This window comes from Umezawaea beigongshangensis (assembly GCF_016464305.1).
GTDB lineage: Bacteria > Actinomycetota > Actinomycetes > Mycobacteriales > Pseudonocardiaceae > Umezawaea_A > Umezawaea_A beigongshangensis.
Window position 1 is genome coordinate 20,664 of sequence record NZ_JAEIOJ010000005.1, and the last position, 19,858, is coordinate 40,521.

21 protein-coding genes are annotated in these 19,858 nt (G+C 72.8%); 19 read left to right on the forward strand and 2 right to left on the reverse strand.

Going from position 1 to position 19,858, the window contains the following annotated elements; translation table 11 throughout:
* Positions 1-78 precede the first annotated feature (78 nt).
* From IMZ35_RS14500 to IMZ35_RS14525, 6 genes are all read left to right on the forward strand, one after another.
* Positions 79-882 (forward strand): alpha/beta fold hydrolase, encoded by an 804-nt coding sequence (locus tag IMZ35_RS14500; protein WP_199441607.1) that lies wholly within the window; start codon positions 79-81, stop codon positions 880-882.
* Positions 879-2,150 (forward strand): D-inositol-3-phosphate glycosyltransferase, encoded by a 1,272-nt coding sequence (gene mshA / locus IMZ35_RS14505; RefSeq protein ID WP_199441608.1) that lies wholly within the window; start codon positions 879-881, stop codon positions 2,148-2,150. Before IMZ35_RS14500 ends, mshA begins: the two co-directional genes overlap by 4 nt.
* A gap of 103 nt (positions 2,151-2,253) precedes the next feature.
* Positions 2,254-2,757 (forward strand): type III secretion system chaperone family protein, encoded by a 504-nt coding sequence (locus IMZ35_RS14510; RefSeq protein ID WP_199441889.1) that lies wholly within the window; start codon positions 2,254-2,256, stop codon positions 2,755-2,757.
* Positions 2,758-2,835: 78 nt separating this feature from the next.
* Entirely contained in the window at positions 2,836-3,705 is an 870-nt protein-coding gene (locus IMZ35_RS14515) for a DUF4349 domain-containing protein (protein ID WP_229372053.1), read from the forward strand.
* Between the two features lie 416 nt (positions 3,706-4,121).
* The gene (locus IMZ35_RS14520; protein ID WP_199441610.1) at positions 4,122-5,687 is read left to right on the forward strand and encodes an AMP-binding protein; all 1,566 of its coding nucleotides are present in this window, start codon (positions 4,122-4,124) and stop codon (positions 5,685-5,687) included.
* Between the two features lie 69 nt (positions 5,688-5,756).
* Positions 5,757-6,503, forward strand: coding sequence for a phosphoglyceromutase (locus tag IMZ35_RS14525; RefSeq protein ID WP_199441611.1), 747 nt, complete (start codon positions 5,757-5,759; stop codon positions 6,501-6,503).
* Positions 6,504-6,655: 152 nt separating this feature from the next.
* Here the strand turns inward: IMZ35_RS14525 and IMZ35_RS14530 are convergent, their stop codons facing one another.
* The gene (locus tag IMZ35_RS14530; RefSeq protein WP_199441612.1) at positions 6,656-7,297 is read right to left on the reverse strand and encodes a DNA-binding response regulator; all 642 of its coding nucleotides are present in this window, start codon (positions 7,295-7,297) and stop codon (positions 6,656-6,658) included.
* 96 nt (positions 7,298-7,393) lie between these two features.
* Here IMZ35_RS14530 and IMZ35_RS14535 point away from each other — a divergent pair, with 96 nt between their 5' ends.
* The 13 genes from IMZ35_RS14535 (at position 7,394) to IMZ35_RS14595 (ending at position 18,927) form a co-directional block, all read left to right on the forward strand.
* Positions 7,394-8,215, forward strand: coding sequence for an oxidoreductase (locus tag IMZ35_RS14535; protein WP_199441613.1), 822 nt, complete (start codon positions 7,394-7,396; stop codon positions 8,213-8,215).
* A gap of 108 nt (positions 8,216-8,323) precedes the next feature.
* Positions 8,324-9,535, forward strand: a complete 1,212-nt coding sequence (locus tag IMZ35_RS14540) for a sensor histidine kinase (protein WP_307868134.1) — start codon at positions 8,324-8,326, stop codon at positions 9,533-9,535.
* Positions 9,532-10,212: a response regulator gene (locus tag IMZ35_RS14545; protein WP_199441614.1), complete on the forward strand. Its 681-nt coding sequence runs from the start codon at positions 9,532-9,534 to the stop codon at positions 10,210-10,212. Before IMZ35_RS14540 ends, IMZ35_RS14545 begins: the two co-directional genes overlap by 4 nt.
* Positions 10,213-10,239: 27 nt before the next feature.
* Positions 10,240-11,250 carry a Ppx/GppA family phosphatase gene (locus IMZ35_RS14550; RefSeq protein WP_199441615.1) on the forward strand — a complete coding sequence of 337 codons (1,011 nt, stop codon included), beginning with the start codon at positions 10,240-10,242 and terminating at the stop codon, positions 11,248-11,250.
* A complete protein-coding gene (locus IMZ35_RS14555; RefSeq protein WP_199441616.1) occupies positions 11,250-12,503 on the forward strand; it encodes an Rv0497 family membrane protein in 1,254 nt (417 codons plus the stop codon). Before IMZ35_RS14550 ends, IMZ35_RS14555 begins: the two co-directional genes overlap by 1 nt.
* Entirely contained in the window at positions 12,500-13,306 is an 807-nt protein-coding gene (locus tag IMZ35_RS14560; RefSeq protein ID WP_199441617.1) for a sugar phosphate isomerase/epimerase family protein, read from the forward strand. Before IMZ35_RS14555 ends, IMZ35_RS14560 begins: the two co-directional genes overlap by 4 nt.
* Before the next feature lie 29 nt (positions 13,307-13,335).
* Positions 13,336-14,262, forward strand: coding sequence for a proline dehydrogenase family protein (locus tag IMZ35_RS14565; protein WP_199441618.1), 927 nt, complete (start codon positions 13,336-13,338; stop codon positions 14,260-14,262).
* Positions 14,259-15,080 carry a thioesterase family protein gene (locus IMZ35_RS14570; protein ID WP_199441619.1) on the forward strand — a complete coding sequence of 274 codons (822 nt, stop codon included), beginning with the start codon at positions 14,259-14,261 and terminating at the stop codon, positions 15,078-15,080. Before IMZ35_RS14565 ends, IMZ35_RS14570 begins: the two co-directional genes overlap by 4 nt.
* 94 nt (positions 15,081-15,174) lie before the next feature.
* The gene (gene proC / locus IMZ35_RS14575; RefSeq protein WP_199441620.1) at positions 15,175-15,987 is read left to right on the forward strand and encodes a pyrroline-5-carboxylate reductase; all 813 of its coding nucleotides are present in this window, start codon (positions 15,175-15,177) and stop codon (positions 15,985-15,987) included.
* A 182-nt stretch (positions 15,988-16,169) separates the two neighbouring features.
* Complete coding sequence (locus IMZ35_RS14580) at positions 16,170-16,382, forward strand: helix-turn-helix domain-containing protein (protein ID WP_199441621.1); 213 nt, start codon at positions 16,170-16,172, stop codon at positions 16,380-16,382.
* 163 nt (positions 16,383-16,545) lie between these two features.
* Positions 16,546-16,647 carry a 30S ribosomal protein bS22 gene (locus IMZ35_RS14585; protein ID WP_015105422.1) on the forward strand — a complete coding sequence of 34 codons (102 nt, stop codon included), beginning with the start codon at positions 16,546-16,548 and terminating at the stop codon, positions 16,645-16,647.
* A gap of 263 nt (positions 16,648-16,910) precedes the next feature.
* On the forward strand, positions 16,911-17,948 hold the full coding sequence (locus IMZ35_RS14590) for an NAD-dependent epimerase/dehydratase family protein (protein ID WP_199441622.1): 1,038 nt from the start codon (positions 16,911-16,913) through the stop codon (positions 17,946-17,948).
* Between the two features lie 10 nt (positions 17,949-17,958).
* The gene (locus tag IMZ35_RS14595; protein WP_199441623.1) at positions 17,959-18,927 is read left to right on the forward strand and encodes a lysophospholipid acyltransferase family protein; all 969 of its coding nucleotides are present in this window, start codon (positions 17,959-17,961) and stop codon (positions 18,925-18,927) included.
* A 7-nt stretch (positions 18,928-18,934) separates the two neighbouring features.
* On the opposite strand, the gene IMZ35_RS14600 is transcribed toward IMZ35_RS14595, so the two are convergent.
* Entirely contained in the window at positions 18,935-19,831 is an 897-nt protein-coding gene (locus IMZ35_RS14600; protein ID WP_199441624.1) for an HAD family hydrolase, read from the reverse strand.
* Positions 19,832-19,858: the final 27 nt, after the last annotated feature.

The following is a 19,858-nucleotide window of genomic DNA, read 5'->3' on the forward strand; positions in this document are numbered from 1 at the left end:
CCCGTGCGCGATTCACCGGCCGGGCGGGAAGAACCCGCCCGGCCGGTCGCGTTGACACCGGGTGTGCGGAAGACACGGGTGACGACGGCGCGCGGTGTTGGACTCTCGCTGCGGGAGGCCGGGGGCGGGGACGGCCCGCCGCTGGTCCTGCTGCACGGCTGGGCGCAGAGCGGCGAGGTGTGGGCTCCGCTGCTCGGCGACCCGGCGCTGACCGGCCGCCACCGGGTCGTGGCGCCGGACCTGCGCGGGCACGGCGAGTCCGACGTCCCCGCCGACGGCTACGACGACCCGGCCGCCTGGGCGGACGACGTCGACGCGGTGCTCGACCACGTGGGCGTGCCGGCCGTCCTCGTCGGCTGGTCCTACGGCGGCCTGGTGATCACCGACCTCCTGCGCGAGCGGGGAGCGGACCGGGTGGCCGGTCTGGTGCTGGTCGGCGCGATCACCGAGATCGGCCGGGGCAGACCGGGAGGCGAGATCGGCGACGTGATGCGCGCCGCGCTGCCCGACGCCCTGGCCGACGACCCCGGGGTGGCCGTGCCCGCGCTGTCGCGGTTCTGCGCGGCCGTCTCGCCCGGTCTGCCCGGCGAGGTGGTCCAGCGCTGGCTGGGCACCGCGCTGCGCGTGCCGCCGCACGTCCGCGGCGCTCTCTTCCGGCGCGACGTCGACAGCTCGGCCGTGCTGAAGGGCCTGGACGTGCCGACGCTGGTCGTGCACGGCGACTCCGACCGCGTGGTCGCGCCCGGCGCGGCCGAGCACGCCGCCGCTCAGATCCCCGGAGCCGTGCTGAGCCGCTACGCAGGCACCGGCCACGCCCCCTTCGCCGAGCACCCGGAGCGGTTCGCCGCCGAGCTGGCCGCGTTCGCGGGAGCGCTCGCGTGAGGCGCGTCGCGGTGCTGTCCGTGCACACCTCGCCGCTGGAGCAGCCGGGCACCGGTGACGCGGGCGGCATGAACGTCTACATCGTGCAGACCGCGACGAGGATGGCGCGGCGCGGCGTCGAGGTGGAGATCTTCACCAGGGCCACCTCGTCCGACCTGCCGCCGGTCGCCGAGCTCGCGCCGGGCGTGAAGGTCCGCCACGTCGTCGCCGGGCCGTTCGAGGGGCTCGGCAAGGACGAGCTGCCCGGTCAGCTGTGCGCGTTCACCGCGGGCGTGCTGCGGGCCGAGGCCCGGCACGAGCCCGGCTACTACGACGTCGTGCACTCCCACTACTGGTTGTCCGGCCAGGTCGGCTGGCTCGCCCGCGACCGGTTCGGCGTGCCGCTCGTGCACAGCGCGCACACCCTGGCCAAGGTGAAGAACGCCTCGCTGGCGCAGGGCGACGTCCCGGAGCCGCGCGGGCGCGTCATCGGCGAGGAGCAGGTGGTCGCCGAGGCCGACCGGATGATCGCCAACACCGACGTCGAGGCGGCCGAGCTCGTCGACCTCTACGACGCCGACCCGGCCAAGGTGCTGGTCGTGCCGCCCGGCGTGGACCTGGAGCGCTTCACGCCGGGCAGCTCCGCCTTCGCGCGCGTCGAACTGGGCCTGCCGCAGGACGCGGTGGTCCTCGCGTTCGCGGGCCGCATCCAGCCGCTGAAGGCCCCCGACGTGCTGCTGCGCGCCGCCGCCGAGCTGCTGGCCCGCGATCCGGGGCTGCGCTCGCGGCTCGTGGTGCTCGTCGTGGGCGGCCCCTCCGGCAACGGCCTGGAGCAGCCGAAGGCGCTCCAGGAGCTGGCCGCAGCGCTGGGCATCACCGACGTCGTGCGCTTCCTGCCGCCGCAGTCGGGCGACGCGCTGGCGCAGGTCTACCGCGCGGCGGACCTGGTGGCCGTGCCCAGCTACAACGAGTCGTTCGGCCTGGTGGCGCTGGAGGCGCAGGCGTGCGGCACACCGGTCGTGGCCGCGTGCGTCGGCGGACTGCCGGTGGCCGTGGCGGACGGCGTGTCCGGCACGCTGGTCGACGGGCACGACCCGGCGCGGTGGGCGCGCGCCCTCGCCGACGCGGCTCTCGATCCGGCACGGCGCGAGCACCTGGCGAGCAACGCCGTCGGCCACGCGAGAAGGTTCTCCTGGGACCGCACGACGGACTCGCTGCTGGACGGCTACGCGGAGGCCCGCGAGGCGTTCCGGGCGACGGTGGAGGAGGAGATCCGAGTTGAGCGCTGAGCGGACGCATCCAGAGGGGACGCACCCGGAGGGGACGCGTCCGGAGCGGACGCATCCAGAGGGGACGCACCCGGAGGAGGCTCACACCGGCCGGGTCGCCGAGCTGGACGCGGTGATCGCGGCCGCGCTGGACGAGCGCGAGCTGCGCTACGACCGCAAGGGGCCGGGGGCCTTCTTCGTGACCCTGCCGGGCACCAAGAAGCTCCAGACGAACTGCTGGCTCGTCGTCGGCCGCCACTCGCTGCTGGTCGAGGCGTTCGTGTGCCGCCAGCCGGACGAGGCGCACGAGGACGTCTACCGGTTCCTGCTGCGGCGCAACGCCAGGCTCTACGGCGTGCACTACACCGTCGACGACCGCGGTGACGTGCACCTGGTGGGCCGGGTGTCGCTGCACGCCGTGACCGCCGACGAGCTGGACCGCCTGCTCGGCCAGGTCGTCGAGGCGGCGGACGGGGACTTCAACACGCTGCTGGAGATCGGGTTCGCCAGCGCGATCCGCCGCGAGTGGGACTGGCGCGTGTCGCGCGGCGAGTCCCTCAAGAACCTGGAGGCGTTCCAGCACCTCGTGGGGGCGCCCTCGGCGACGGGACCCTCGGCCGACGCCTGATCGTGACCGCCGCCGCGCAACTGCGGCGGCCTCCCCCTCCGTCAGACGGGCACGGGACGACGGAGGTGGGGGAACGTGATGAGACGTCGGTGCGGCGGTCTGGTGGTGGCGGTGCTCGCGCTGGGGCTGATCGCCGGGTGCGGGTCGGGCGAGACGGGTGCGGCTCGGGACGCGGCGGCGCCCGCACCGGCCGTGGGCGGTGCCGGGCAGGGGACCGCCGGGGCGCCGCAGAGGGCGGAGGAGCCGCGGTCCGAGTCCGAGTCGGTGTCCACCGACGCGGTCCAGCAGGACAGACAGCTCGTGCGGACGGCCGAGCTGGAGGTCGTCGGCGAGGACGTCGAGGGCACGACGGCGCGGGTGAAGGACGTCGTGCTGGGGGAGGGCGGGTTCTCCGGCGAGGAGTCGGCCACCCGGCGCAGCTCCCGCGTCGTGCTGATGGTGCCCGCCGCGCGGCTCGACGCGGTGCTGGCGGGCATCGACGCGATCGAGGGCGCCGACGTCACCAGCCGCACGATCCGCACCGAGGACGTGACCGACGAGGTCGTGGACGTCCAGGCGCGGCTGGAGTCGCAGCGCGCGAGCGTCGAGCGGGTGCGCGCCCTGTTCGAGCGGGCGACCACCACCTCCGAGATCACCGCGATCGAGGGCGAGCTGACGACCAGGCAGGCCGCGCTGGAGTCGTTGCAGCGCCGCTACGACGGCCTGCGCGACCGGGTGGCGATGTCGACGCTGACCGTCGAGGTGCGGGGGGAGAGCGTGGTCGCCGTGCCGGAGCGGGCCGGGTTCTTCAGCGCGCTGGGCGACGGCTGGGGCGCGTTCCTGGACGTGCTGAGGTGGCTGTCCGTGGCGCTCGGCGCGTCGCTGCCGTTCCTGGTCCTGCTGGGGGTTCCGGCAGCGGTGGTCCTGCGGGTGCGCCGTCGGCGCAAGACCACTGGTCCGATCGAGTGAAGATCGGCCAGGGGTTCTACTGGCAGTAGTGCGGGAGGAGCGCGGGGCGGTTCGGGAGAGAGGGGGAGTCACGAGCTCGAACCGCCCCGCGTCAGGTCCCCGCTGCGACGGTTCCTCGGACGGGGGGAGCCGGAGGAACCGAGCGGGCACGCGGTCCGACGGGGGGACGAACCGCGCTCTGTCGCCGCACGAGCCGAGGAGTGCGTGGGAGTCGGCTCGTGAAGCCCTGTCAACTTCGCAGATCGGGTCAGCTGTCCACAAGAGCAGTGATTAGTCCATTCGAGTGTTATTGCGAGCGCTGCGTAACGCCTGAGTGGTCCTGCGGAGGTGCTTGACCTCCTCCTGTGGTGTGAATCACGATGAGCCGACCGGTTCTGGCCGGATGACGCAGCACGACTGGTGAGTGAGGCAGCCGCATGATCTTTCGCAGTCCGTTCCCCGACGTCGAGGTCCCGGACGTGACCCTGCACGAGCTCCTGTTCGGCGACCTCGGTGGGAGGGCGGACAAGACCGCTCTCGTCGACGGCGCCTCCGGTGCGTCCATGACCTACGGCCAGCTCGTCGGGGCGATCGACCGCCTCGCCGCCGCGCTCGCCGAGCGCGGCATCGGCAAGGGCGACGTCGTCGGAATCCTCAGCCCCAACACCCCGTACTACGCCGTCGTCTTCCACGGCGTCCTGCGCGCGGGCGCGACGGCCACGACGGTCAACGCGCTCTACACGGCCGACGAGGTGGCCCACCAGCTCGCCGACGCCGGGGCGAAGATGCTGTTCACCGTGTCGGCGCTGCTCGGCAGCGCCGCCCCGGCCGCGGAGAGGGCCGGCGGCATCGAGGTCGTCGTCCTCGACGGAGCCGAGGGCTTCACGTCGCTGCCGGAGCTGCTCGCCACGACGGCCCCCGTGCCGGAGGTGACGATCACGCCGTCGGAGGACCTCGCCGTGCTGCCGTACTCCTCGGGCACCACGGGCAGGGCCAAGGGCGTGATGCTCACGCACACCAACCTCGTGGCCAACCTGGTGCAGTGCGCGTCGATCATGACCGTCGGCGAGGAGACCCGCGTCCTCGCCGTGCTCCCGTTCTTCCACATCTACGGGATGCAGGTGCTGATGAACCACGGCCTGTACGTGGGCGGCACCGTGGTCACGCTGCCCCGCTTCGACCTGGCGGAGTTCCTGCGCGTCATCGCCGAGCACCGCACCGACCGCGTCTACATCGCGCCGCCCATCGCCGTGGCGCTCGCGAAGCACCCGCTCGTCGACCAGTACGACCTGTCCCCGCTGGACACGATCTTCTCCGGCGCGGCGCCCCTGGACGTCGACCTCGCGGCGGCCGTGTCCGCGCGGCTGGGGTGCCGGGTGCGGCAGGGCTACGGCATGACGGAGATGAGCCCGGTCAGCCACACCATCCCGGACACCAGGGACGACATCTCCGTGGGCACGGTCGGCCTGACCGTCCCCAACGTCGAGTGCCGCTTCGTCGACCCGGCGACCGGCGAGGACGTGGGCGTGGGCGAGCGCGGCGAGCTGTGGTGCCGCGGCCCGAACGTGATGAAGGGCTACCTCAACAACCCCGACGCGACGGCGGCGACCCTCGACGCCGACGGCTTCCTGCACACCGGCGACGTGGCCGTGATCGACGCCGACGGCGTGGTCACGATCGTCGACCGGGTCAAGGAGCTGATCAAGTACAAGGGCTACCAGGTGCCCCCGGCCGAGCTGGAGGCCGTCCTGCTGACCCACCCGCAGATCGCGGACGCCGCGGTCGTCGGCGTGCGCGACGAGGACGGCGAGGAGGTCCCCAAGGCGTGGGTGGTGCGCCAGCCCGGCGCGGACGATCTCGACGGCACCGGCGTGATGGCGTTCGTGGCCGAGCGGGTCGCGCCGCACAAGAAGGTGCGCGTCGTCGAGTTCATCGAGGCGATCCCGAAGTCGTCGGCGGGCAAGATCCTCCGCAAGGACCTCCGCGCCCGCGAGGCCGTCTGACCGACGCGTTCCCGGCGGTCGTGGTCGTCCTGACCACCGCGACCGCCGGGAACCTCCTAGGCTGGGCACATGGCTGTCGGAACTCTTGTGCTGCTGCGCCACGGCGAGAGCACGTGGAACGCGGAGAACCTGTTCACCGGGTGGGTGGACGTGCCCCTGTCGGAGAAGGGGGTGGCCGAGGCGAGGCGCGGTGGCGAGCTGCTGCGCGCGTCCGGGCTGCTGCCCGAGGTCGTGCACACCTCGCTGCTGCGCAGGGCCATCTCGACGGCGAACATCGCCCTCGACGCGGCCGACCGGCACTGGATTCCGGTCAAGCGCGACTGGCGTCTCAACGAGCGGCACTACGGCGCGCTCCAGGGCAAGAACAAGAAGCAGACGCTGGAGGAGTTCGGCGAGGAGCAGTTCATGCTCTGGCGCCGCTCCTACGACACCCCGCCGCCGCCGATCGAGCCGGGGACGGAGTTCAGCCAGGACGCCGACCCGCGCTACGCGGCCCTCGGCCCCGACCTGCCGCTGACGGAGTGCCTGCTCGACGTCGTGAAGCGGATGATCCCCTACTGGGAGTCCGACGTCGTGCCGGACCTGCGCGCGGGCAGGACGGTGCTGGTCGCGGCGCACGGCAACTCGCTGCGCGCCCTCGTCAAGCACCTCGACGGCGTCGACGACGACACCATCGCGGGCCTGAACATCCCCACCGGCATCCCGCTGCGCTACGACCTGGACGAGGAGCTGCGCCCCCTGAACCCCGGCGGCGAGTACCTGGACCCGGACGCCGCGGCGAACGCCATCAAGGCCGTGGCGAACCAGGGCCGCTGACCCGCGAGTTGAGCGTTCGCGACCCGCGAGTTGAGCGTTCGCGACCACCGAGTTGAGCGTTGGCGCACCAGGCGCTCAACTCGCCGTGCCCGAACGCTCAACTCGCCGTGCGTGAACGCTCAACTCGCGGTGCGTGAGCGCTCAACTCGCGGTCAGACCAGGCCCAGGTCCTTCGCCCTCGCGCCCGCCTGGAAGCGGGACGTCGCGCCCAGGGCCTCCATCAGCTCGGCCACGCGGCGGCGGTAGGTGCGCAGGGACAGGCCCAGGGCGCGGGCGGCGGTCTCGTCCTTCCAGCCCGCGTTCAGCGCGCTGATGATCCGCGGGGCCAGGGGGCGCAGCTCGGCCATCTGCCGGTCGTGCGCGTCCAGCTCCACGGCCGCCCGCCACGCCACCTCGAACAGCGACGCGATCCCGCGCACCAGGTCGGGCGAGGTCACCACGGTGAACGACCGCACGCCGTCGACCACGTCACCGGCGAGGATCGCCAGCCGCCGGTCGAGCAGGACGGTCTCGTTCGCCTCGTGCGAGGTGATCCGCACCTCGGCGCCGTTGTCGGCCATCGCGCGGGCGTGCTGCGCCCAGGACGGGTCGAGCATCGCGCTGCGCCGGAACACCTTGCGCTTCGGCACGGGCGCCGACGCGCCGAGGGGTCCGGACGGGTGGGTCGCCTGCCAGGTGAACAGCGAGTTGGCGATGCAGGCGATCTCCTCGCGAGCTGTTCCGAACAGGTGACCGGCGCGCTCGTGGAGTTCCCGCTCGCCCCGGACGACGACGATCTGGTCGACCTGGTGCACGTGTCGAGTCTCCGCCGATCGGATCGCGGCGGCAACGGCTGGCAGTTTGCTGCCACTCGCGGGCGTTCGCCCTCGCCGGCGAGCAGGGTGAGCCGCATGACCAAGTTCTCTGACGTGCGCCGCATCGGCTACGGCGCGATGAAGCTGGCCGGCCCCCACGTCTTCGGCCCGCCCGCCGACCCCGAGGCGGCGAAGGCGGTCCTGCGCCGTGCCGTCGAGCTGGGCGTGAACCACGTCGACACCAGCGACTACTACGGCCCGCACGTCGTCAACGACCTGATCCGCGAGGCCCTGCACCCCTACTCCGACGACCTGCTGCTGGTCACGAAGGTCGGCGCGCGCCGCGACGACCGGGGCCAGTGGCTGCCCGCCTGGTCGCCGCAGGAGATCCGCGACGCCGTGCACGACAACCTGCGCCGCCTGCGCGTCGAGCGGATCGGCGCGGTGAACCTCCGGATCATGAGCGCCGACGAGGAGCTGGAGCCGCAGTTCACCGTGCTGGCCGAGCTCCAGCAGGAGGGCCTGATCGGCGAGCTGGGCGTCAGCAACGTCGACGCGGGACAGCTCGCCACCGCGCAGTCGATCGCGCCGGTCGCCTGCGTGCAGAACGAGTACAACATCACCAACCGCGCCGCCGACGCGCTCGTGGACTCCACGGCCGCGCAGGGCATCGCGTTCGTGCCGTTCTTCCCGCTCGGCGGTTTCCAGCCGCTGGACCTCTCCCGGGTGCGGGCCGTGGCCGACGGTCACGGCGCGACCGTCCACCAGATCGCCCTGGCGTGGTTGCTGCACCGGTCGCCGAACGTCCTGGTCATCCCCGGCACGTCGTCGATCGCGCACCTGGAGGAGAACGTCGCCGCCGGTGGTCTGACGCTGTCCGAAGAGGACCTGCGCACGCTGAATGACACGGCCGGGTGAACTGTGTCTTGACGTGGGAAGAACAAGGTGGCCCCGAGGTGTCGCAGGCGTCACGGTTGGCCGTCGCGCTCTAGGCCGGAACGCCCGTCACCTGCTTACCATTCGAGCGTGACCGCTGCGGGATGGCTGGCCCTGTCGATCGGCTTCGTGCTCATCGGCGGTGGAGCCTTTGTCCTCGGCCGCCGGACGGCGCGCGCGCAGGCCCGCCGCCCGGCCGACCTCACGGTCGCCGACCTGATGGGGCAGATCGTCCAGTCCTCCCACGACGGCATCGCCGTGCTCAACGTCTTCGGCGACGTCGTGCTGCACAACCCGCGCGCCGAGGAGCTCGGCGTCGTGCGCAACAACCGGGTCGACGAGCGCGCCCGCCGCGCGGCGGAGATCGTCCGCGGCGGGCGCCCCGTCGTGCAGGTCGACCTGTCCCCGCTGGAGGTCAAGGGCCGCCAGCCGGAGGCCGTGCACGCCGAGGTGCGGATGCTGGCCCACGACTTCACGGTCGTGGACGCGTCCGACGAGTCGGAGTCGGTGCGCCTGGAGGCCACCAGGCGCGACTTCGTGGCGAACGTGAGCCACGAGCTGAAGACGCCGGTGGGCGCGCTCGCGCTGCTCGCCGAGGCCGTGCTGGACGCGGCGGACGACACCGAGGAGGTGCGCCGCTTCAGCGCGAAGATAATGCAGGAGGCGACCCGCCTCGGCAGGCTCGTGACCGAGCTGATCGCGCTGTCGCGGTTGCAGGGCGCGGAGAAGCTGCCGGAGCTGAACACCGTCGAGGTCGACGTCGTGGTCAGCGAGGCGCTGGGACGCTCCCGCCTGGCGGCCGAGTCCGCCGACATCACCATCGCCACGGACCCCGAGAGCGGCCTGCTGGTCGAGGGAGACCGGACGCTGCTCGTCACCGCACTGAGCAACCTGCTGGACAACGCCGTCGCCTACTCGCCGCCGGGCAGCCCCGTCTCGGTCAGCCGCCGGGTGGTCGACGGGTTCGTGGAGATCGCGGTCACCGACCGCGGCATCGGCATCGCCGAGGACCAGCAGCAACGGGTCTTCGAGCGCTTCTACCGGGTCGACAAGGCCCGGTCCAGGGTGACCGGTGGCACGGGTCTGGGGCTCGCCATCGTCAAGCACGTCGCCGCCAACCACGGCGGCGAGGTCCGGCTGTGGAGCCTTCCGGGCACCGGCTCGACGTTCACGCTGCGCATCCCCGTCCGCGAGGACGCGCAGGTGGGCGGCGGGATCACCACGTACGTCCCGTCCGGGACGAACGGCAGCGGCGTGCGACCGGCGACACCGGTCGTCGCTGATCATGGAGGAGACCTGTGACCAGGGTGCTCATCGTGGAGGACGAGGAGTCCTTCGCCGACCCGCTGGCGTTCCTGCTCCGCAAGGAGGGCTTCACGGCGGCGCTCGCCGCGACCGGCCAGGAGGCGCTGGAGGAGTTCGACCGCAACGGCGCGGACATCGTCCTGCTGGACCTCATGCTGCCGGGGATGAGCGGGACGGACGTGTGCAAGCAGCTCCGCACGCGCTCGGCCGTGCCGGTGATCATGGTCACTGCCCGCGACAGCGAGATCGACAAGGTCGTGGGGCTCGAACTGGGTGCCGACGACTACGTCACGAAGCCCTACTCGGCCCGCGAGCTGATCGCCCGCATCCGCGCGGTGCTGCGCCGCGGCGGCGAGCCCGACGAGCTGTTGCCGCAGGTCCTGGAGGCGGGACCGGTGCGGATGGACGTCGAGCGGCACGTCGTCGCGGTCTCCGGAACCGAGGTCGCGCTGCCGCTGAAGGAGTTCGACCTGCTGGAGTACCTGCTCCGGAACGTGGGTCGCGTGCTCACCAGGGGCCAGCTCATCGATCGGGTGTGGGGCGCCGACTACGTGGGGGACACGAAAACCCTGGACGTGCACGTCAAGCGCTTGCGGTCGAAGATCGAGCCCGATCCGTCGGCTCCTCGCCACCTCGTGACGGTGCGCGGTCTGGGTTACAAGTTCGAGTCCTGAGGTACGCGACCGGGTACGGTGCACGCCGTGCGCCTCGGCGTTCTCGATGTGGGGTCCAACACCGTCCACCTCTTGGTGGTGGACGCGCATCGTGGTGCCCACCCGACGCCGATGAGTTCGGAGAAGACCGTGCTGCGCCTGGCCGAGCAGCTCACCCCCTCGGGCGAGCTGAGCAGAACGGGCGCCGACCAGCTCGTCCGCGCGGTCGCGGCCATGAAGGCCGCGGCCCTCGACCAGGGTTGCGAGGACCTGATGGCCTTCGCGACCTCGGCCGTGCGGGAGGCGGCGAACGCCTCCGACGTGCTCGGGAGGGTCCGCTCGGAGACGGGCGTCGACCTGCGGGTGCTCTCCGGCGAGGACGAGGCCAGGCTGACGTTCCTGGCGGTCCGCCGCTGGTACGGGTGGTCCGCGGGGCGTCTGCTCTGCCTGGACATCGGCGGCGGGTCGCTGGAGCTGGCCGCCGGGCGGGACGAGGACCCCGACGAGGCGTTCTCGGTGCCGCTCGGCGCGGGCCGGCTCACCAGGACCAGGTTCCACAACGACCCGCCGAGCCGTCAGGAGATCCGCGAGACCAGCGACTGGCTCGCGGACCAGCTCGCGCCCGTGGCGGAGAAGCTGCTCCACGACGGCGAGCCGGACCGGGCCGTCGCGACGTCGAAGACCTTCCGCTCGCTCGCGCGGCTGACCGGCGCGGCGCCCTCGTCCGCGGGGCCGCGGGCCACCAGGGTGCTCACGCACGCCGGCCTGCGGCAGCTCATCGCGTTCGTCTCGCGGATGCCGTCGGCGGACCTCGCCGAACTCGAAGGAGTGAGTTCGGGCCGGGCGCACCAGCTCGTCGCAGGAGCACTCGTGGCCGAGGCGGCCATGCGTGCGCTGTCACTCCCGCAGTTGGAGATATGCCCCTGGGCGCTGCGGGAAGGTGTCATCCTCCGACGGCTGGATCACACTAACGGCTCGGACCCGGCTGCGGAGGGCGAGCGAGCCCAGCAGCCGGGCAGCACTGGACGTACTGGCCAGCACGGGGCACGGTGGAGTTGATGACACGAGAGAGCGGCTCGGAGCAGACCCAGCGCACCGTCGCGGAGTTGCTCGCCCAGTACGGCGCGAGCGGCGGTGACGCTGCGCCCCGTCGACGACGTCGACGGGCCGAGGACGTGTCCGACACCGCTCCGCAGCAGATCATCGAGCGCGTGCTGTCCGACAGCGGACCGATCGCGAGGGTCACGGACGACCCGGTCGACGAGGTGGAGCCGCCGCAGGCGCCTCCGCCGCCGCCCGTGCCGCCGTCGGTCGCGGCCTCCGCCGCGGCGCGCACGACCTACACGCCACCGGTCCGGCCCGCGGCGACCGGCCAGGGCGCGCACGAGGCGCCGCTGGGCAGAGCGGTGCCGCCGGTCGACGCGGCGGAGGAGACGGCGCTCGTACCGCCCATCACCGACGACTACGCGCCGCCGGAGCCGCTGTCGCGGCCGAACATCCCCAAGCCGCCACCGGGCCAGCTCCCGCCGGAGCAGCCGGTCCGGCCCGGCGCGGCGCGCCCGCCGCTGCCGGTGGCGTCGCTGCCGGTCGCCCCCCAGCCGATCGCGCCGCCGCCGATCGCGCCGCAGCTGCCCCGCGAGCCGGTCACCGAGCAGATCCCCCGGATCGCGGACAAGCTCCCGCCGTCCCGCTCGGCCGACGCGACGCAGGTCACCGCGGCGGTGCCGCTCCTGCCGCCCGCGCCGGCGACGATGCCGGACCCGCTGCCGGGGCAGACCGCGGAGAACTGGTTCGGCCACGACCCGGCGTTCGCCTCGCAGGAGCAGACGCAGACGCACCCCGCGCCCTACGTCGACGACGAGGACGGCGACCCGCTCGACGGCCGCGGCGCGCTGGACCGCGAGGTCGCCGAGCGCCGCCCCGCCGAGCGCCGCCCCGCCGGGCGCGGCAGCGCGGACCTCGACGACTACGCCGACGAGGACTACGTCGACGACGAGGGCCCGGCCGGGCTCGACGACGTCGACGAGGTGGTCGAGGACGAGGAGCAGTCGCCCGCGAAGGAGTGGGCCGTCATGGCGGGCCAGCTCGCCGTGGGCGTCGTCGGCGGCGCGGGCCTGTGGCTCGGGTTCAACTTCCTGTGGCGCACCCTCGCGCCCGCCGCGCTGGTGGTGGCCCTCGCGGTCACCGTCGGACTGGTGATGCTCGTGCGGAAGATCCGCAAGGCCGACGACCTCCAGACCACCGTGCTGGCCGTGCTGGTCGGACTCATCGTCACGGTCTCACCAGCGGCGATGCTGCTGGTGAAGTCTTGACGATCCCGATCGGGCTCTCCACGGCAGCGGTCTGGCCGCAACCGGCCGGCGCCGCGTTCGAGCTGGCGGCGGAACTCGGGTACGACGGCGTCGAGACCATGATCTGGATCGATCCGGTCAGCCAGGACGTGCGCGCGCTCGGGCGCCTGTCGGAGAAGACGGGCGTGCCGGTCCTGGCCGTGCACGCGCCGTGCCTGCTGATCACCCAGCGCGTGTGGTCGCCCGACCCGGTGGTGCGGCTGCGGCGCAGCGTGGCCGCCGCGCGGGACCTCGGCGCGCGCACCGTCGTGGTGCACCCGCCGTTCCGCTGGCAGCGCGCCTACGCCGACGGCTTCGCCGACCTCGTGGCGGAGCTGGAGGACAGCAGCGGCGTCGCCGTGGCCGTGGAGAACATGTTCCCGGTCCGCCGCGGCGTCGGACGCGGACGCTCGGTGCAGGTCAGCGCGTTCCGGCCGTCCATCGACCCGACCGACGTGGGCCACCGGAACTACACGCTCGACCTGTCGCACACCGCGGCGGCGGGTGTGGACGCGCTGGACCTGGCTCGCCGCATGGGCGACGGCCTCGCCCACGTGCACCTCGCCGACGGCACCGGCGGCCCGAAGGACGAGCACCTCGTGCCCGGCCGCGGCTCGCAGCCGTGCGCGCGGGTCTGCGAGGACCTCGCCACCGCGGGCTTCGGCGGTCAGGTCGTCCTGGAGGTCAACACCAGGCGCGCGAGGTCCAGGGACGAACGCGCCGAGATGCTCGCCCAGTCCCTGGTGTTCGCCCGGCTGCACCTGGACCGGCCGGTCACGTGGTGACCCGGCACCGGACCACTACAGTCTGGATCGTGAATCCGTTGCGCTCGCTGATCCTCGCCGCGGCGGACAACGACGCCGTGCGCCGCGCGGTCGCCGGTGCGCCGGTCAGCCGCGACGTCGTGCGCCGGTTCGTGGCGGGGGAGACGACGGCCGACGCGATCAGCGCGACGCGCGCCCTCGTCGCCGACGGGCTGAGCGTCACCCTGGACCACCTGGGCGAGGACACCCGCGACCGCGCCACCGCGGAACGCACGGTGGGCGCCTACCTGGAACTGCTGGACCTGCTGCACGCCGAGGGCCTGGCGCGGCACGCCGAGGTCAGCGTGAAGCTCTCCGCCGTGGGGCAGGCGCTCGGCGAGGACGCCGCCCTCACCGGCGCCTCCCGCATCTGCGCCGCCGCCGAGCAGTGCGGCACGACGGTCACCCTCGACATGGAGGACCACACCACCACCGACTCCACGCTGCGCGTCCTCGCCGAGCTGCGCCGCACGTGGCCCTCGGTCGGCGCGGTGCTCCAGGCGTACCTGCGGCGCACCGGGGACGACTGCCTCGCCCTCGCCGGGCCGGGTTCGCGGGTTCGGCTGTGCAAGGGTGCCTACGCCGAACCGGCCGACGTCGCGTTCGCGAGTCCCCACGAGGTCGACCTGAACTACGTGCGCTGCGTCAACGCGCTGCTCGCGGGCGACGGCTACCCGATGTTCGCCACGCACGACCCCCGGCTCGTCGAGATCGTCGGCGAGCGCGCCCGCTGGTACGGCCGCGAACCGGGCACCTACGAGCACCAGATGCTGTACGGCATCAGGCCCGTCGAGCAGACCCGGCTCGCCGCGCAGGGGCACGTCGTGCGCGTGTACGTCCCGTACGGACGCCAGTGGTACGGCTACCTGATGCGGAGGCTCGCGGAGCGGCCGGCCAACTCCGCGTTCTTCCTCCGCGCACTGGCCACCCGCTCATGACGGCACGTCAGAGGAACCCCTTGCTGCCCTTCTCCCAGGCCAACGCCGTGCGCCCGCTCGGCGACGGCACCTTCACCGCGTCCCTGCCCGCCGCGTGGACCGTCGGTCCGAAGCCCCACGGCGGATTCCTGATCGCGCTGCTGGCCCGCGCCGCCGCGCAGGCCGCCGGTGACGGGCTCGGCCCGCTCTCCGTGAGCGCCCAGTTCCTGCGCGCCCCCGAGGTGGGGCCGGTGCTGCTGCGCACCGACGTCCGCAAGGCCGGACGCACCGCCACCGTCGTGACCGTGACCATCGAGCAGCGCGGCCAGGTCTGCGTGGAGGGCTCGGTGACCGCCGGACGCATCCCGGACGCGGCCGCCGACTACGCCGACCTGCCCGAGATGCCGGCCGAGCCGCCGGCGGACTCCGTGGACCTGGCGTCGCTCCAGTCCGGCTCCAACGTGATCTACAAGATCGGCACCGCCTGCGAGGTGCGGCTCGACCGCGCGGGCGCCGGGTTCCTCACCGGCAGCACCACCGAGCCGCTGGTGCTGAGGCTGTGGGCGCGTCCGCACGGCGAACGCCCAGACCCGTACTTCGCGCTGGTGGCCGGGGACATCTCCATGCCGGTGACGTTCAACCTGGGCCGCTTCGGCTGGTCGCCCACGGTCCAGCTCACCGCCCTGCTCCGCTCCCGTCCGGCGCCCGGCTGGCTGCGCGTGCGGGTGACGTGCAGCGCGGTGCACGGCCAGTGGTTCGACGAGGACGCCGTGGTGATGGACTCGTCGGGACGGCTGGTGTGCCAGGCCCGTCAGCTGGCGCTGGTGGGCGCGGGCTGAGCCCTCCCCCCGGCGGGCTCCCGGCGGGCCGGGTGCGGGGCTCAGCACCGGGGTGGGCGTGCTGAGCTCGTGCGCCACTGCTTTCATCTCCTCCATGACGACCATCGCTGTCATCGGGGCCGGGAAGATCGGGGAGGCTCTGCTCTCCGGGCTGTTGCAGGGTGGGCGGGACGCCTCCGACCTCGTCTTCACCGAGAAGCACCCCGAGCACGCCGCTTCCCTGACCGCCCGGTACGGGGTGCGGGGGGTCGACGTCGCCGAGGCCGCTCACCTCGCCGACGTGCTCGTCGTCGCCGTCAAGCCCCAGGACATCGAGCCCGTGCTCGACCAGCTCGCTCCGGTGATCGAGTCCCGGACGCTGGTCGTGTCGCTCTGCGCCGGGTTGCCCACCGCGCTGTTCGAGCGGCGGTTGCCGCCGGGGACGCCCGTCGTGCGGGTCATGCCGAACACCCCGATGGTCGTCGGCAGGGCGATGAGCGCGATCTCCGCCGGCGCGCACGCCGGTGCCGAGCACCTGGCGCTGGTCGAGGAGCTGCTGTCCACCGTCGGCAAGGTGGCGCGGGTGCCCGAGTCGCAGCAGGACGCCGTCACGGCGCTCTCCGGCTCCGGGCCCGCGTACTTCTTCTACCTCGTCGAGGCGATGATCGACGCGGGCATCCTGCTCGGCATCCCGCGCGACCTCGCGGGGCAGCTCATCATCCAGTCCGCGGTCGGTGCCGCGTCGATGCTCGACGAGGGCGGTCAGCACCCGGTGATCCTGCGCGAGGCCGTCACGTCGCCCGCCGGGACGACGATCATGGCGATCCGCGAGCTGGAGAAGCACGGTGTCCGCGCCGCCCTGCTCGCGGCGATCGAGGCGGCTCGGGACCGTTCGGTGGAGCTGGGCGCGGCCCACCGGACGGACTGATCACGCAGCGCCTCCTCCGCCTCTCGCGATCGGGTGATACGGCACGGCCATCAGGCGCACCCGGCGAACTCGGCCGTCGCAGTCGCACCACCTGTCCCGCTACTCTCAGAGGTAGCACGTGCGTGTCGAACCGTCGGTGGGGAAGCCGACGGCACGACACGTGTCGAAGGACGCGGTGATGCATGTCTGCGAAGGAGAACGATCGAACGGGCCTCACTCAGGTGCAGTTCCTGACGGTCGCCGAGGTGGCGGCCATGATGCGCGTGTCGAAGATGACGGTGTACCGGTTGGTGCACTCCGGCGAGCTGCCCGCGGTGCGGGTCGGCAAGTCGTTCCGGGTGCCCGAGAAGGCCGTGCACGCCTACCTGGAGAACGCCTACTTCGACGCCGGTTAGAGCCGGTGGCGAGGGGCGGGGGCGGCTCCGCTCGGCCTGCGGGGTAAAGTCGTAGGCCGTTCGTGCGTGGTACCCGCGCGCCCTGCAGCCAGGGGGTTCGCGACTCTGCCGGTGCCGCCGCACGAGAGCGTGAACCACCAACGTCTAGAGCTAAGGAACCCGCATGGGCTCGGTCATCAAGAAGCGCCGCAAGCGCATGTCGAAGAAGAAGCACCGCAAGCTGCTGCGCAAGACCCGCGTGCAGCGTCGCAAGCGCGGCAAGTAACCACGCGGGTTCTCACACGCGCTGCACCGCCGCCGCCCCGGTCCGCCGGGACGGCGGCGGTCGCGGTTGCGGGGGCCGCTCGTCGAGCGGCACCCCGCTCCCCGGGAGTACGTTCGCAGACGGCGAGATCTCGCGGGGCTGAACGGGTGACAACCCGCCGGTGTCCGCGTGACCTGCGTCGGGGCCGCGTTCCGAGGTGATCGCGCCCACGGTCCGGCTTGTAGCATCGTCGGATTCGCCCGCTGGTTCGGATGTGGAGTCGCATGGCGCCCGAGGTCGTTCTCGTCACCGGGGTGAGCCGCTTCCTCGGCGGTCACCTCGCCGCTCGCTTCGCCGCCGACCCGAACGTCGAGCGCGTGCTCGGCGTCGACACGGTGCCGCCGTCGCGCGACCTGCTGCGGCGCATGGGCCGGGCGGAGTTCGTCCGCGCGGACATCCGCAACCCGCTCATCGCGAAGATCATCAGCGGCGCGGGAGTCGACACCGTCGTGCACGCCTCCGTCACCGCCAACCCGCCCGGTCCCACCGGCAGGACGGCGATGAAGGAGATGAACGTCATCGGCACGATGCAGCTGCTGGCCGCGTGCCAGAAGTCGCCGCGGGTGCGCAAGCTCGTCGTGAAGTCCACCAGCGCCGTGTACGGGTCCAGCTCGCGCGACCCCGCGGTGTTCACCGAGGACATGGGCCCGAAGGACCTGCCGTCGAGCGGCTACGCGAAGGACGCCGTCGAGGTCGAGGGCTACGTGCGCGGGTTCGGCCGTCGCCGCCCGGACGTCGCCGTGACGACGCTGCGGTTCACGAACTTCATCGGTCCGCGCATCGACACCGTGCTGACCAGGTACTTCGCCCTGCCGGTCGTGCCCACCGTGCTCGGCTACGACGCCCGCGTGCAGCTCCTGCACTCCGAGGACGCGCTGGCGGTCCTGGAGCGCGCGGCCACCCACGACCTGCCCGGCGTGTTCAACGTCGGCGGTGACGGGGTGCTGCTGCTGTCGCAGGCGATCCGCCGCGCGGGCCGGTTGGTGCTGCCGGTGCCCAGCCAGGCCGTGCCGACGGTCGGGCGGCTCTTCCGCGGCGCGCGGCTCGTCGACTTCTCACCCGATCAGATGAGATTTCTGAACTGGGGCAGGGTGGTCGACACGACCCTGCTCAAGCGCGAGTTCGGTTTCACGCCCCGCTGGACCACCCAGCAGGCGTTCGACGACTACGTGAGCGGTCGCGGGCTGCGCCCGCTCGTCGACCCGGAGCGGGTGGCCGCCGTCGAGCGGGGAGTCCTCGACGTCGCCGCCAGGTTCCGCTGACCCCCGGGAGATGGACGACTTGGCAGGAGCACGTGTGATCCCGCTGCACGGCGCGGGCCGTGAGCGCACGACCCGTCCCGCCGCGGAGGCGGAGGACCTGGCCGCCGTGCCGGACGCCGGGGAGGCGGAGCACGAGTCGGACCGGGAGCGGCGCCTCGCGGACTTCACGGCGTTCCTGCGCCGCAGGATCGCCGGTGACTACCGGGTCGACGAGTTCGGCTTCGACGAGGACCTGACCGATCACGTCCTCATGCCGCCGTTCCGCGCCCTCTACGAGAAGTGGTTCAGGGTCGAGACGATCGGGATGCACAACATCCCGGCCGAGGGCGGCGCGCTGCTGGTGGCCAACCACTCGGGGACGCTGCCCCTGGACGCCGTGATGACCGCCTACGCCGTGCGCAACGAGCACCCGGCGCAGCGGCACCTGCGGATGCTCGGCGCCGACCTGGTGTTCCGCACGCCCGTGCTGGGCGCGCTGGCCCGCAAGTCGGGGCAGACGCTCGCCTGCAACCCCGACGCCGAGCGGCTGCTGCGCTCCGGTGAGCTGGTCGGGGTGTGGCCGGAGGGCTTCAAGGGCGTCGGCAAGCCGTTCAAGGACCGCTACAAGCTCCAGCGCTTCGGCCGCGGCGGCTTCGTCTCGGCCGCGCTGAACACCGGTGTGCCGATCGTCCCGTGCTCGATCGTCGGGGCGGAGGAGATCTACCCGATGATCGGCGACGTGAAGGCGCTCGCCCGGCTGTTCGGGTTCCCGTACTTCCCGGTGACGCCGTTCTTCCCGCTGCTGGGGCCGCTCGGCGCGGTGCCGCTGCCGTCGAAGTGGTACATCGAGTTCGGCGAGCCGATCCGCACCGACGTGCACGGCGAGCACGCCGCGGACGACCCGATGCTGGTGTTCAACCTGACCGACCAGGTGCGGGAGACCGTCCAGCAGACCCTCTACCGGCTGCTGACGCAGCGGAAGAACGTCTTCCTGGGCTAGGGGGTGGTCAGGAGCGGCGGCGGTGGTGCAGGCCCGCCACGACGGCCCCGGCCACCGCGCCCGCGCCGAGCACGGAGGGGACGCCGATCCTGGCCGCCTTGCGGCCGGTGCGGAAGTCACGCACGTCCCAGCCCTTCCTGCGGGCCGTCTCGCGCAGCCCGGAGTCGGGGTTCACGGCCACCGCCGTGCCGACGACCGACAGCATCGGCACGTCGTTCGCCGAGTCCGAGTAGGCCGTGCAGCGCCGCAGGTTGAGGCCCTCCTTGGCCGCCAGGGCGCGCACCGCGTGGGCCTTGGCCCTGCCGTGCAGCAGGTCGCCCACGAGACGGCCCGTGTAGACGCCGTCGACGCTCTCGGACACGGTGCCCAGCGCGCCGGTGAGGCCGAGCCTGCGGGCGATGATCTGGGCCAGCTCCACGGGCGTGGCCGTCACCAGCCACACCCGCTGCCCGGCGTCGAGGTGCATCTGCGCCAGCGCCTGCGTGCCCGTCCAGATCTTGTCGGCCATCAGCTCGTCGTAGATCTCCTCGCCCAGGGTGATGATCTCGGCGACGCTGCGGCCCGCGACGAACGACAGGGCCTGCTCGCGGCTGGCCGCGACGCTCTGCGGGTCCTCCCGGCCGCCGACTCGGAACTTGATCTGCTGCCAGGCGAACCCGGCGAGGTCGGAGTTCTTGAAGTACTTGCGCGCGGCGAGCCCGCGGGCGAAGTGGAAGATCGACGCGCCCATCATCATCGTGTTGTCGACGTCGAAGAACGCCGCGGCGGTGAGGTCCGTCGCCACGGTGGCCGACGGCTCGGGGCCGGGCGGGAGAGCGAGCGCGGCACTGGCCGACGCCTCGCCCGCGAGTGCGGCGAGCCGCTCGCGCTCCGCGGAGCTCTCCACCTCACGCCTGCGTGCCACGCCAGCCCTCCCGATCCGCGACGAGCC